Here is a 14,157-nt window from a genome sequence, read left to right as displayed (position 1 = left end):
ATCCGTGCGGTTCTCAGGCCCGCGCCCGCCACAGCGTCGCGGCTAGCAACAGGTAGGCCGCGCACGTCCACAGCGCCTGCCAGTTCGCCGGCCCTTCGTTGAAGCTCACATAGATCGCCGCTCCGACAAACAGACCGGCAAACAGCGACTCCGCCATGGGACGGCTTCCCTTGTCCAGCGGATTGAGCAGCGCCACCGCTGCGAAAGGCACCGCCGCCATGGTGAGCGCGGCAAAGGGAAAATCGATATTACGGGGATCAAATACGAGCGCGACCGCGGTCGCCGCACCGATCACGGCGGTCGCCGTCAAGGCTAGTCCGTAAAGGCTCATCCATATCGATTCGGTCCGGTAGCCCTTCGGGCCGAACAATTGCTGGAAACTTGGCGGCGGGCGGCCCGACATCACGGCGTGGGCGCCGAGCAGCGGGGACATCGTCGCTGCCGCCAGCAGAGCGCTCCACAAGAGCCAACCACCCACGCCGACACTCTCAAAGAATACCTTTTGGGCAGCCACTCCAAACAGGATTCCGGCGGTGGTTGCCACTATTCCGACCGCGAACCAGGAAGCCAGACTGGATGCCCTGGGTCTACGACGCAAGGTCAACCAAGCCGCACCGAAGGCAAATGCGGACAGCGCAAGTCCACTGCACATTTGCAGCTTCCAGAGCGGGTGATTGCTGACGGCGATGCCCGGAGGATATTTCAACGTGCGCCGCTCGCCTTCGAACAGGCCCCATGACCCGCCCACGGTGCCCTCGATGTCTCGTTTCCAGGATTCGTCGTAGGCCTCAAACAGGTTGACGCGGAAATTCTCGCGCCGAGCAAGACCGAGAACCTCCGAGACCACACGTGCCTGATTGATAGGTGAAGGCAGTGCCGATTCCCGCATCCGTCCCTGGCTTGGCCAACCGATCTCTCCGATCAGGATTTCCTTGCCCGGAAACGCGGACGCGATCTCTCGACGAATTTTGTCGGCATGCGCGGCGGCGGACTCTGCCGGGATTGGTACATTCTCCCAATATGGCAGGATATGGATCGTGACGAAATCGACGGCCTCATAGAGTTCACGATTGGCCAGCCAGAACTCCCAGACGTCGGCATAGGTGACGGGGACGCTGACCTGCGCCTTGACCGAGCGGATCGTCGCTATCAGATCCGATACCGTTATATCCTTGCGTAACAATGTCTCGTTGCCGACGACCAGTGCGATGATGGTCTCGGGATAATCCCTGGCGAGGCGTATCGCGGTTGATATTTGTGTCTGATTCTTCTGCTGATCCTTGTCGAGAAAGATTCCCTGGATCACTTTCAGCCCTGCCCTGGATGCAAGCTCGGGGATCTGATCGAGGCCGAGATCGGTCGCATAGATGCGGATGCAGTTGGATATCTTCGCAAGCTGCGCAAGGTCTTCCGCGATCTGCTCACGCGATACCTGGGTGGCGGGCGAAAGCGACGTCTGGTGGTTGCGGAATGGGGCGTATGAGATGCATTGGACCTTGTCGCTTGGATCGATCGGCGCGCGCGCCAGATTGACTGGCATTCCCAACCAGCTCCAGACTGCAGCGATAACGCCGAGCGATATCAGCAAGAGCATCAGCGGAACGTAGAGCGAATAGATGCGGCCGGCGCGTAACATCGCTTACACCTGCGCCTGCGGGGAAAGCATGAGAATCGTGCAACTGGATTCGTTCATTGACTCTCCCGAACCGAGCCCGGAATTGGCCACGCTTCTACAACTCGTTGATCAAGATCAACTCCTCAGCCATCCATGGATCGCCGAGCATTGACCGTCAACTGTCAACAGCGTCTGCTATGCTCAGTGAACCTGCCCGGCTTCCACCTCGCCGTCTTGACTTGCGTCAAGTGATGGGCTCAAGGCACGTCACGCTGCAGAACGGACAGCGATGTGGTACCGCATCGCCGACCGCCGGGTCGCTGCAACCCGCTTCCGCATGGTGCCGGATCCCGAAGCGCCCTCTGCGATCTCAGCGCACGAATGGACCATCTGCGCCTTTCGTCTGCGAGCCGGTGCGCCTACTCGAACGACGTCATCTGCCGACGGCGCAGCTCGGACGGGCTGTGCCCGAATTTCCTGCGAAACACCGTGCTGAAATGCGACGAGCTGCTGAACCCCAGCCGATAGGCGATTTCAGTCACCGACAGCGCGCGCAACTCCGGGCGCATCAGCGCGTCGTAGCAACGCTGCAGGCGGCGGTTCAAGATCCATTCGGACACCGACATCTCGGTCGACCGAAACAGATAATGCAGATGCCGGAGCGAGACGCCGTTGCTCCTGGCAATCTTCTCCAGCGACAGGTCAGGTTCGGTCAGGTGCTCCTCGATCCAGGCCTTGACGGAGCGCAGGCGTGCCTTCCGCGCCGTCGCATCCTCCGAGAACTCGTCCTTGTCGCCCATGTCGAGCGCGAGCGCCAGAACGTCCATCAGTTCATGACCGAGCCGAGCTCGTGCAGCCTCCTCCAGGCTTGATGCCTCCGATGCCAGCAGCGCGCAGAATTCGGCGGCGATCCGCCCCAAGCCCCGCCCGGTCGCGATCGTCGCCGCGAACGGCATCTTTCCTTCGGCGAAGCGCGACGAAAACTCCTTGCGCGGGATCTCCAAGTACAACGACCGGAAGCGGTCCGAGCACTCCAGATCGTAGGCCTCGGAGGCCGAGAAAATCGCGCCGGTGCCCGGGCTGGTCGCCAGCGTCTGGCCGGCCTGGAGCACGTCCATGCTGCCCTGTTGCAGAAACTGGACGTAGTAGCAGTCCTTGTCGAGCTTGGCGATGTGCCGCTCGCGCCGCGATATCCGCTGCTCCGACAAGAAGACGTCGCTCATCGTGACCGGGCCAAATTGCGCCTCGCGGATAAAGCCCTGATAGTCGGCGGGCTTCATCGCGTTCACGTCGACATGGACATAGTGGTCGCAGATGGCATCTTGCCAGGCCGCAAAGCGCTTGGCTGGGTCCAGCTCCTCGGTCGTAAACACCAGATCCATCGGCGGCCCGTTGCAGCGAGGTTTGGCTGTGCAGCGCACAAAAATCCGTTGGCGTCGATCTTAGGTTCCCGGCAGCGCCGCGCAAGGCACTTTGCGCGCCAACGCAAAAGGTTTGCGCGTTGACGCAAGCCACGTCGAGGTCTGTCGCCTATCAAGCCCAAAACAACTCGTGGGACGGGGGGAGGCAAGCGCGCGCCGAGACGGCGATCCCGAGACGCGCGCGGTGCCGATTCCTAGGGGATGGCAAGCGATGAAGCGCGTTCGGATCAGCCAACAGGAAATCGTGTTTGCGGTCTTCGCTGCACTCTTCCTGAGCTTCTCGGTCTTCCTGCAGGGCTTTCTCTCCGCCGACAACATGCTGACATTGCTGCAGAACGTGGCAGTGCTGGGCATCCTCGGCCTGGGCATGGCGATCGTCGTGATCGGCCGCGGCATCGATCTGTCGCTGATCGCTGCCCTCGCGGTCCCCGGCGGCCTCGTGCTGCAGATGGTGCAAAACGGACACTCGCTGCCGGCTTCGTTGCTTTCGGCCGGCCTGCTGGCGATCGCGATCGGTCTCGTCAACGGCTGGCTCATCGCCTATGCGGAAGTGCCGCCTCTGTTCGCGACGCTGGCGACCGGCCTGTTCGTCGCCGGTCTCGGCCAGGCCGCCCTCTTCCAGCTCGACGTCGTGCAATGGAGCGACGGCATGGCCGGCTTCGAGCGGCTCGGCCAGGGCAGCATTCTCGGCATTCCCACGTCGATCGTCATGTTCGCAATCGCCTGCGTCGTGGTTTTCGTGCTGCTGCGTAAGACGCGCTGGGGCGCCTACATCTACGCGATCGGCGACAACCCGTTCGCGGCGCGCGTCACCGGCATCCCGTCGCGGCCCATCATCGTGCTGCAATATGTCCTTGCGGCGCTGATCGGCTGCTTTGCCGGCCTCGTGATGGCGGCGTCCGTCAACTCCATGCCGACCCGCATCTTCAACTCGACGCTGATCTACGACGTCATTCTCGTCGTCGTGCTCGGCGGGATCGGCCTGTCCGGCGGACGCGGCGGGGTCGTCAACGTCATCATCGGCACGCTGCTGATCGGAACGATGCTGAACGGAATGACGATCCTGAACATTCCCTATGCCGGCCAGAACCTCATCAAGGGCCTCGTGCTCCTGATCGCGGTCATCACCGACACGTTCCTCAATCCACGCAACGAAGAAACGGCCCAACAGGGCGACATCTGATCTGCCCAAGGGAATACGTCTGAGAATACGCGCATCCAACAAGGAGGAAGACAATGGCCTGCATCCATAAGTTCGCGCTCGGAAGTATCGCCGCATTGGCGCTTTCAGCCGGAGCGGTCCCGGCCCTCGCCCAACAGGGGCTCGACGAGCCGTTTCAGAAGACCTTCCGGGAAGCACTTGCCGGCAAGACCGTCGCCTATGTGCCGGTCGCGATGAACTTCGACCTGACCGAAGGCTGGTACGCCGGCCTCAAGAAGGAGCTCGAGCCGTTCGGCGTCAAGTTCGTCATTCGTGATCCCAACTGGAATACCAATGCGGGCGCGCAGGCCGTCACCTCGCTGATCTCGGAGAAGCCGGCGGTGATGGTGATCCACAACCCGGACGTCCAGACCTACGCCAAGCTGCTGCAGCGCGCCGAGAACGAGGGCATCTACGTCATCCAGATCAACATGGGCTCGGCCTATCGCAGCTCGGCCTTCGTCGGCGCCAACTGGATCGAGATCGGCGAGCGCCAGACCGAGGGCGTGGTGAAGGCCTGCCAGGGCAAGTCGAACAAGATCGCCATCATCCAGGGCGCGCTCTCCGCGGCCGCCAGCGCCTATACGCTCAAGGGCGTCGAGAACGTTCTCGCCAAGCATCCCGAGATCAAGGTCGTCTCCAGCCAGGCCGCCGATTGGGATGCGGCCAAGGCCAAGGCGATCACCCAGACGGTGCTGAAGCAGAACCCTGACCTCTGCGGCATCGTCGGCTTCTGGGACGGCATGGACATCGGCACCGCCGCCGCGATCAAGGAAGCCGGCCTGACCGGCAAGGTGTTCCTGGCCACCTCAGGCGGCGGCGAGCGCAAGGGCGCGTGCGAGCTCGTGAAGAACGGCTCGTTCGATCTCAACATGAGCTACGACGTGCCGACACAGGCGGCGCAGATGGCCGGCACCATCAAATGGCTGTTGTCGTCAGGTGCCAAGCCGGGCTCGGTCAAGGGCTCCGAATACACCACGCTGATTCCGATCACCAAGGAGAATGCCGACAGCCAAATGGCGTGCTGGAATCTCTCTGACCTCAAGAAGTGATCGCGTTCGACGACGCGCGTTCCGCCCCTTCAGGAGCGGAACGCGCAACCTTGCTCATGGAATCAGCGGAAGGCAGATGCGCGAGACACTGACCAGGCTACGATATCGCTACTGGCCGGACCATCTTCTCGGCGAGATCCTGTCCAAACGATGGACCGAAACCGCCATCCCGGTGATCCTGCTGCTGATCGTCGGTTTCGCGCTCAGCCGCTCACTCGAGCACTTCCTCTCCCCCTCGAGCCTCGCCGACACCGCGCGGCAGGCCGGCGAGATCGGCTTCATCGGCCTCGGCATGGCGCTGGTCGTCATCGTCGGCGGCATCGATCTGTCGGTCGGATCGATCTTCGCACTGACCGACTTCTGCGCGCTCTACCTGCTCGACGTGCTCAATTGGCCGGTCCCCGCCGTGGTGGTGGTCACCATGATCGTCGGCGGGCTGCTCGGCGCGGTGAACGGCGTGCTGATCGGGTATCTCAGGCTGCGCGCCTTCATCACCACCCTGATCACGCTGATCATCTACCGCTCGGCCTACGACCTGCTGATCCAGCGTTATTCCAACGCCATCGCGTCGGCCTTCCCCGACATTCCGTCATGGGACTTCATCGGCGGAGGAACCGTGCTCGGCATCCCCAGCGTCGCGCTGGTCTACATCGCCGTCGCGGTCTTCGGTCACGTCTTCCTGACGCGGCTGCGACCCGGCTGGCACATCACTGCCATCGGCGGATCGCGGCGCTCGGCCTACAATTCCGGCATCCCCGTCCGCCGCACCATCGCGCTCTGCTATGTGGCGAGCGGCGTGCTGACCAGCATCGGGGCGCTGTTCTTCGCGGCACGGCTCCGCACCGTCGGCGGCGATATCGGCGTCGGCCTCGAGGTGATCGTGCTGACGGCGACGGTGCTTGGCGGCATCACGCTCGGCGGCGGCAAGGGCTCGGTCGTCAAATCCATGGTCGGCGTGCTCATCGTTCTTCTCGTTACCAACGGCCTGACCGCCATGAATGCGCGCGGCGGTGTCAACCGCATGGCGCTGGCGTCGATCCTGCTGGTGGCTGCGATGGTCGACATCCGCTGGCAGAAGAACCGTACCCGCATCATCAGCAAGGTCTATGTCGCCCCGACCTACCATGCGCTGCCGCCACCGCCGCCGACCGAAATCGGCAAGGGTGGGCCGTTCGAGCAGAACGACAAGCTGCGTGACGTCGCGCTGATCGGGCTCGGCCGCATCGAGGCGCCCGAGGACGTCATTCTCGACCGCAACGACGTGCTCTACGCGGGATCGCGGCACGGCGACATCATGCGCTTCTTCCCGCCCGATTACGAGCGGATGGAAGTGTTCGCGCATATCGGCGGCCAGCCGCTCGGCATGGCGTTCGACCGGCAGGATAATCTCTATGTCTGTATCGGCGGCATGGGCCTCTATCGCATCAAGCCCGACGGCACCGTGGAGAAGGCCACCGACGAGACCAACCGCAGCATCTACTCCGTGAACGACGACAGCCGCCTGCGGCTTGCCGACGACTTGGACATCACCGACGACGGGCTGATCTTCTTCTCCGAGGCCACCGTCCGCTACGAGATGGACGAGTGGCCGGTCGACGGGCTGGAAGCACGCGGCAACGGCCGCATCATCTGCTACGACACCAAGACCGGCACGACCCATACCGCGCTGCGCGGCCTCAAATTCCCGAACGGCGTCGCAGTCGCCAGCGACGGACAATCCATCCTGTTCGCGGAGACGTTCGGCTGCTCGATCAAGCGCTATTGGTTCGCAGGTCCAAAAAAGGACGCCGTCGAAACCGTCATGGACAATCTGCCGGGCTACCCCGACAATATCAACCTCGCCTCGGACGGAAATTACTGGCTGGCGCTGGTCGGCATGCGCAGCCCCTCGCTCGACCTCGCCTGGAAAATGCCGGGCTTCCGCCGGCGCATGGCCAAGCGAGTGCCGGTCGACGAATGGCTGTTCCCGAACATCAATACGGGCTGCGTCGTCAAGTTCAACGAGCAGGGCAAGATCCTGGAATCGTTCTGGGACCTTAGGGGTCTCAACCATCCCATGATCACCTCGATGCGCGAGCACCGCGGCTATCTCTATCTCGGCGGCATCGCCAACAACCGGATCGGCCGCTTCAAGCTCGACAATGCCGATCCGAACTTCGTGCAGTACGACAAGCGCTGGGGGAAATCGTCGTGATCGCCGCCATCAGCGAATTCGCCAACCGTTTCCTCGGCCGCGGCGAGGCGGCCATCACCGTTCCGTCGTTCGACGGGGCGTTGAAGCCCAACCAGGCGCTCGAGCAGGCGGAGATCCTGCTCGCATGCGAAGCGCCGGAGGATCTCGCCACCGACGGCAGCTCGCTGCTCCTTGCCGACGGGGTGCGGCTGACACGTCTGAGCGAACATTCGGCGGCGACGGTGCGCAGCTTCGAGCGGCCGATCTCCGCGCTGGCGTCCTTGCCGGGCGGAGGGCTTGCCGTCGCGCTCGGCGGCACGGAGATTCGGCTCTACGATGACGTCGCGGCCGCGACGCCCGCGCGCGTATTTGCGCAAGGCCTGCACGCCGTCAATGCGCTCGCTGCCGCGCCCGACGGGACGCTGATCGCAACCGATGGATCATCGTTGCGCGGGGTCGACGACTGGGCGCGCGATCTGATGGAGCTTGGCAAGAGCGGCCGCGTGCTGCGGCTCGATCCGAAGTCCGGCGCGGTCACGCAGCTCGCCGGCGGATTGGGCTACGCGTTCGGCGCCACCGCGCGCAACGGCAGCGTGCTCGTCAGCGAAAGCTGGCGGCATCGCGTGATCTCGATCTCGGCGGACGGAACCCGCAACGACGTGCTGCGGCACCTGCCCGTCTACCCGTCCCGGCTTTCGCCGGCGCGCGGCGGCGGCTTCTGGCTTACCGCCTTCACCGCGCGCACCCAGCTCGTCGAGTTCGTGCTGCGCGAGCCGGCTTATCGCCGCCGCATGATCGCGGAGATCGACCCGGAGTTCTGGGTCGCGCCGCGCCTGCGCTCCGGCAACTCCTTCAAGGAGCCGCTGCAGGGCGCGCACATCAAGACCATGGGCGTGATGAAGCCCTGGGCGCCGCCGCGATCATACGGCCTCGTGATCCGGCTCGGGGCTGACGGCCAGCCGCGCTACTCGCTCCACAGCCGTGCAGATGGCGTCAACCACGGCATCGTGGCCGCGGTCGAATTCGGAGGCGACCTCGTGATGATCGCAAAGGGACCCGGGCGCGTCATCAAGTTGCCGCTGGCAGCCCTTGAAACAGCGCTTGGAACCGTCCTTGGCGAGGAGGCCCGCGCATGAACGACCTCGTCCTGTCCCTGTCGAAGGCAACCAAGCTCTACGCCGGTGTGCCAGCCATCGACGGCGTCGATTTCGACCTTCGACGCGGCGAGATCCACGCATTGGTCGGAGAAAATGGCGCGGGAAAATCGACGCTGACGAAAGTCATGGCCGGTGTCGTGACGCTGACGTCAGGCGGGATGAGCGTCGACGGCGTCGAGGTCACCCCGAGGACGCCGCTGGAGGCGCGCAACCTCGGGATCGCCATGGTGTTCCAGGAGAACAGCCTGGTGCCGACCATGACGGTGGCGCAGAACCTGTTTCTCGGCCAGGAGAAGTTCTACAACCGCCTGCGCGGCATCTACATCGCGGCCCAGCAATTCCTGCAATCGCTCAATTTCGACGTGACACCGACGGCGACGGTCGGCGCCCTCGGCGCGGCCAAGAAGCAAATGGTCGAGATCGCACGCGCGGTCCTGCACAAGGCGAAGGTGATCATCTTCGACGAGCCGACGGCGACGCTGACGCCGGAGGAGAAGAAGTATTTCTTCGATCTGGTCAAAGACCTCAAGAGACGCGGGGTCTCCATCATCTTCATCTCGCACGCCCTCGAGGAAGCGCTGCTGCTCGCCGACCGCATCACCGTGCTGCGCGACGGCAGGCACGTCGTGACCGACGACGCCTCAAAGTTCGATCGGGCGCGCATCGTCCAGGCGATGGTGGGACGGGATCTCTCCAACACGCTCTACGGCGCGCGCAAGGCGCAGGTCCGCCCCTCGGGCAAGCGGGTGCTGACGGTGCAGAACCTGAAGATGGCGCCGATGGTGAAGAACAATTCGCTGTCGGTGTTTGCAGGCCAGATCACCGGCGTGTTCGGTCTGGTCGGCGCCGGACGCACCGAGACGTTCAAGATCGTAGCAGGCGTCATGAAGCGCGACTTCTTCCACGGCGGCGAGGTGATCCTCGACGAAAAGCCGGTGCGCTACCGCGTGCCCGCGCCGGCCGTGCAGGCGGGCATCGCCTACGTGACCGAGGATCGCAAGGTCGAAGGGTTCTTCGAGACCGCATCGATTGCACGCAATATCTATCTCGGCCTGCTCGCCAAGTTTCCCAGGGGACGCGCCTGGCTGTCACGGCGTGAAAGCACGGCGACCGGAAAGTCCTGGATCGAGCGCCTCAAGGTGCGCGCCATCGGCGACGAGGCCAAGGTCGTCGAGTTGTCCGGCGGCAACCAGCAGAAGGTCGTGATCGCGAAATCGCTGGTCCAGGATCCGGAGCTGATCATATTCGACGAACCGACGCGGGGCGTCGATGTCGGAGCCATCGTCGAGATTCACGAGCTGATCAATTCGCTGGCCGACAAAGGCAAGGCGGTGGTCGTGATCTCCTCCTACCTGCCCGAGATCATGGCGCTGTCGGACCGCATCCTGGTTTGCAGGCAAGGCAAGGTTGTCGAGGAATTTTCGGCGCTGGAAGCGACCGAGGAAGCCATCATGTACGCTGCGATCCATTGAGCGCTCCACCCCGCGGCGTGGAGACGGGCTGCTCGCTTCGTTCGTTCAGCAGCTTGCCGGTCGTGCTGTTGACGAAATGCAGCGACATGCAGGCCGGGCACCTCACGACGATATAGCTGTCCGCCGGCTCGCAACTCACGGGCTGCTCGTCGTCGATACGATGCTGGACGTTCATGCCGGTGCGCGGGCACCTGAATAGGATCTGGCGCTGCATGCCCCTCTACATGCGCCCGAACCGCCGCCGGCGAAATTGCGGACGATTCCTTACGGGCCTTCCCTATAGTTTGCGATGGGTCAATTCGGATGGCCTGCCGCCCCCTATGCTCAACAGAGGATCGGGCGTGACATCGCTCCGGTGCCGAACGAAGCGGAGCCCGGGCTCCTAGGCACTCCCGGGCGTCGCTGCGAAGACAGGGTTCAGCCGACCGCGATCTGGGAGCCGGCTCGGACGAGCGGCTTCGCCTACGGGTTCGACGGAACGAAGGCGGGTACCGCGGGTTGAGTGGCACAGCCCTGGACAGAACAAAGCAATCGGCCCCGGTACTCTCCGGAAACCGGGGCTGATTGACATCGACTGACCGGCTCGACACGGCCGTCCGGCGAATGACCCGCCGCCGGCCACGGGCTACCATCGGGACCGCCTCGACCAGGAGAGCAGCCATCATGATGTCCGCCGACCTCAAAGATCTGACCGAAGTGGTGCGCTACGCGCTCGAGACGACGCGCGCAACCACGGTCTGTCCTTTCCACAACAAGGTGATCATCCGCGTGGGTGACGACGCTGCCGAGAGCCATGCTTACGAACGCGCCAAGCGAATCCTCAAGAGCGACGGCGCAACCTTCGAGGCAGATGCTCTCAGGGCAGAAATTGGCCATCAGCTCGCGACCGCCGCGGACGGGCGGTGCCCGACATGCGACCGGACCGATCCGGCCCGCTGAAGACCCGCGGCGCCCCTTTCGGCGTTCAGGACACCGCTCGCAGGGATGCGTTGTTGCTTTGCCTGGAGGGCACGAGGCTTCGAGGCCGCCCGATCAGATATCCCTGCATCTCGTCGCAGCCTTCCTGGATCAGGAGCGACATTTGCGTGTCGGTCTCGATGCCTTCCGCGAGGACCGGCACCCCAAGCCCGTGGGCGAGGCCGATCACGGCCCGTACGATGGCCAGCGATCGCTCGCTCTGGCCGAGCGAGGCAACGAAGGACCGATCGATCTTGATGCGGTCGAGCGGAAACGCTTCGAGGTACGACAGCGACGAGTATCCCGTTCCGAAATCGTCGAGTGCAATCAGGATGCCGAGCGCCTTGAGCGACTGCATCGTCCGCTTGGCGCGCGGCAAATCCTCGATCAGGACGCCCTCGGTGATTTCGAGTTCGAGACGCGTGGCTGCAAGCCCGCTGTCCCGCAGCGCCCGGCGGACCTGCCCGTCGAGGTTTTCCCGGCGAAACTGCGCCGCAGAGACGTTGACCGCTACCCGGAGCGGCTGATCCCATGAGGCCGCTTCCCTGCACGCCTCCATCAGGACCCAATCGTCGATCAGCGCGATGGAGCCGCTTTGCTCCGCAATCGGAATGAACTCGCCCGGAGGAATGGTGCCGCGCACTGGATGCCGCCAGCGCACCAGGGCCTCATAGGCCATGAGCGTGCCGTCGCGGTGCTGCTGCGGCTGGTACTCCAGATAGAGCTCACCGCGCTCGACAGCGTTGCGCAAATCGTGCTCCAGCGCGCGGCGGTCCCGCAGCTGCTGGTCCATTGCGCTGGTGAACAGGCGGATGGCTCCCCTGCCCTCGTGCTTGGCGCGATACAGCGCGGCATCCGCATTCGCCAGCAGTGAAACGGAATTGTCGGCGTCCCTCGGATACAGCGCGACGCCGACGCAGAGATCGATCTTCAGCGCATGGCCGTCAACCTCGATCGGTCGCTCGAATTGAGCCCGCATCCTGGTGGCGAGCAGCTCTGCTGTTGCCGCCAGCGGCAAGCGATCGGTGATGCCGATGAATTCGTCGCCGCCGACGCGCGCCACGTAGGATCCTTGCGCGGCCTCCTGCAGACGCCTCGAGGCCTCGCGCAGCACGGCGTCACCGACGGCATGGCCGAAACGGTCGTTGATCTCCTTGAAATGATCGAGATCGACGCAGAGCACGGCAAACCCGCTATCGGTGATCTCCGCCCGTTCGATTGCCGCACCGAGGTACTCGTCCAAGGCAGCCCGGTTGGGCAGTTCCGTGAGGGCGTCGTGACAGGCCAGATAGCTCACCCGCTGCTGCGCCCGATTGCGTTCCGTTACGTCGAACGCGACGCAGACATGGGCGGACCGCCCCTCATAGACCAGCGGTCTGGATTCGATCACGACCTCGATCGCCTCGCCCTCGGCGGTCCTGTGCAATTCGCAGTCACGTTCGGCTCCCGCCTGCTGCTCGCCATAGGCGAGTTCCTTTTCCGACATCGCGAGGAGATCCTGGCGGGAATAGCCGTAGTGCCGGCACATCGCACCGTTCACGGAGATGAGTCGACGCGTCTTCGCATCGACCACCCACATCGGAAGCGGGTTCTCTTCGAACAACAGGCGGAAAGAGGCTTCCCGGCGCTTGAGATCGGTGATGTCGATCCTGACCCCGATGCTACCTCCGTCGCTGGTGCGTCTTTCCTCGACGCGAACCCAGCGGTCATCCGCCAGATGCTGCTCGTGCGAATGATAGGGCAGCGCATGGTGGGCCAGGCGCTCGGTGAGCCACGCCTCCTCGCACCCCGCGGCGTCCGGGTACTGCCCCGCGGCCAATCCGGTTCGAAGAATGGTTTCGAACGGCGTGCCGGCCGCAAGGGCATCCCTGCTGGCGGTGTAGAACTCGGCATATTGATCGTTCCAGAGCACCAGACGATCGTCCTTGTCGAAGACGGCGAGACCTTCGGGGACCACATCGAGAGCTTCGGTCAGATGGCTGTGAGCGGCGCGCGCGGCGGCTTCAGCCTGCTCCGCCGCGATCTTGGCTTCCGCAAGCGCCATCTCGGTTCGATGGCGCTCGGTGATGTCCTCGTGGGTCGCGACCCAGCCCTTCCCCTCCATCGGGCGGTGCCGGATCCGCACGATCCGCCCGTTGGTCAATTCCACGGTCGTATCCGAGTTCTCGGCGGACACCGGAGCGGTGTTGCGCCAAGCCAGGTAGTCCTGCTTCGACATCTTCGGTGCGCTGCCGACCGAATATCTGAGCTCGACGATGTCGCCCAGCTTCATGCCCGGCCGGACCAGTTTCGGATCCAGATCGTAGACTTCGAGATATTGCCGGTTGCAGACGATCAGGCGTTGATCGTCATCGAAGAAGCAAAGGCCCTGGGACATGTTGTTGAGCGCCCTGTCGAAGCGCTCTGCGAATGCGGTCGCGGTCTGCTCTGCGGCCCGCGCGCGATCGCCTTCCCGGGCCAGCCGTTCGTGAGTCTCGACCAGCTTCACGAAGGAGCGGAAATTGGTGTTGATCATCCGGGCGAGCAGGACGAGCAGCGCCAGCAGATTGATCCCGACCGAGACCAGCATCCCGTCGCCGGAGAGCAGCAGGAGCGTCGCGATCGGTGCGCCGGCAATCAGCATCGTCAGCCGGGACGCCGGCGGCAAGCTGCCGAGGCAGTAAGCGGTCCCGACGCAGCCCATGAAAAGCAGCAGCGCGATCGGCGCGCGCAGCCCGGCATCGACTGCCATGAACAGCGCAAGAACCCAGATCACGAAGCTGGAGCAGATCACCACGGTGGCCAGGCGAGCCCTTGCAAGCTCTCGGTGGGCCTCCTCGGCGGTGAATTCGACCTTCTTCAGTCGGAGCCATTGCGCCAACCGAAACAAACAAATTGCGAGGAGAGCGGCCGGCAAGGCAAATCTCAGCCACCCCGAGACCGTGTCGGGGAGCACCAGGCCGACGCTGATGCTGTCGACCAGAAGCACGGCGTAAAGAACCGGCACCTGCTCGCGGAGCACGCGGAACTGCTCGACGAGCAGCGAGCGACCAATCGGATCGGTCGTGTCACCGATCGCAAAAGCGTCACGAACCCGCGCGAAGAAGCCCATCGAGATTGTCCCAGCCCT

At 63.9% G+C, this 14,157-nt stretch carries 10 protein-coding genes; 6 read left to right on the top strand and 4 right to left on the bottom strand.

Annotated elements, in window-relative coordinates; translation table 11 throughout:
* Window positions 1–13 precede the first annotated feature (13 nt).
* Together X268_RS04860 and X268_RS04855 are read right to left on the bottom strand one after the other, a co-directional pair.
* A complete protein-coding gene (locus X268_RS04860; RefSeq protein WP_164937534.1) occupies window positions 14–1,636 on the bottom strand; it encodes a glycoside hydrolase family 17 protein in 1,623 nt (540 codons plus the stop codon).
* A gap of 398 nt (window positions 1,637–2,034) precedes the next feature.
* Entirely contained in the window at window positions 2,035–2,997 is a 963-nt protein-coding gene (locus tag X268_RS04855) for an AraC-like ligand-binding domain-containing protein (RefSeq protein WP_128923870.1), read from the bottom strand.
* A 250-nt stretch (window positions 2,998–3,247) separates the two neighbouring features.
* On the opposite strand from X268_RS04855, the gene X268_RS04850 reads away from it, so the two are divergent.
* The 5 genes from X268_RS04850 (at window position 3,248) to X268_RS04830 (ending at window position 10,091) form a co-directional block, all read left to right on the top strand.
* A complete protein-coding gene (locus X268_RS04850; protein ID WP_128923869.1) occupies window positions 3,248–4,219 on the top strand; it encodes an ABC transporter permease in 972 nt (323 codons plus the stop codon).
* 53 nt (window positions 4,220–4,272) lie between these two features.
* The gene (locus tag X268_RS04845) at window positions 4,273–5,289 is read left to right on the top strand and encodes a sugar ABC transporter substrate-binding protein (protein ID WP_128923868.1); all 1,017 of its coding nucleotides are present in this window, start codon (window positions 4,273–4,275) and stop codon (window positions 5,287–5,289) included.
* Window positions 5,290–5,365: 76 nt separating this feature from the next.
* Window positions 5,366–7,483 (top strand): ABC transporter permease, encoded by a 2,118-nt coding sequence (locus X268_RS04840; RefSeq protein WP_128923867.1) that lies wholly within the window; start codon window positions 5,366–5,368, stop codon window positions 7,481–7,483.
* Entirely contained in the window at window positions 7,480–8,598 is a 1,119-nt protein-coding gene (locus tag X268_RS04835; RefSeq protein WP_128923866.1) for a hypothetical protein, read from the top strand. Before X268_RS04840 ends, X268_RS04835 begins: the two co-directional genes overlap by 4 nt.
* Window positions 8,595–10,091, top strand: coding sequence for a sugar ABC transporter ATP-binding protein (locus X268_RS04830; protein WP_128923865.1), 1,497 nt, complete (start codon window positions 8,595–8,597; stop codon window positions 10,089–10,091). The genes X268_RS04835 and X268_RS04830 overlap by 4 nt, the downstream gene beginning before the upstream one ends.
* On the opposite strand, the gene X268_RS04825 is transcribed toward X268_RS04830, so the two are convergent.
* Complete coding sequence (locus X268_RS04825; RefSeq protein WP_128923864.1) at window positions 10,069–10,305, bottom strand: hypothetical protein; 237 nt, start codon at window positions 10,303–10,305, stop codon at window positions 10,069–10,071. The genes X268_RS04830 and X268_RS04825 overlap by 23 nt on opposite strands.
* 449 nt (window positions 10,306–10,754) lie before the next feature.
* Between X268_RS04825 and X268_RS04820 the strand changes: the two genes are divergently transcribed.
* Window positions 10,755–11,030 carry a hypothetical protein gene (locus tag X268_RS04820; RefSeq protein ID WP_128923863.1) on the top strand — a complete coding sequence of 92 codons (276 nt, stop codon included), beginning with the start codon at window positions 10,755–10,757 and terminating at the stop codon, window positions 11,028–11,030.
* A 25-nt stretch (window positions 11,031–11,055) separates the two neighbouring features.
* Here the strand turns inward: X268_RS04820 and X268_RS04815 are convergent, their stop codons facing one another.
* Window positions 11,056–14,139, bottom strand: coding sequence for an EAL domain-containing protein (locus X268_RS04815; RefSeq protein WP_128923862.1), 3,084 nt, complete (start codon window positions 14,137–14,139; stop codon window positions 11,056–11,058).
* Window positions 14,140–14,157 lie beyond the last annotated feature (18 nt).

The sequence above is a fragment of the Bradyrhizobium guangxiense genome, assembly GCF_004114915.1.
In the GTDB taxonomy this organism is placed as follows: Bacteria; Pseudomonadota; Alphaproteobacteria; order Rhizobiales; family Xanthobacteraceae; genus Bradyrhizobium; species Bradyrhizobium guangxiense.
The sequence above is the reverse complement of the archived record's forward strand: the minus strand, read 5'-3'. Positions and strand labels throughout refer to the sequence as shown.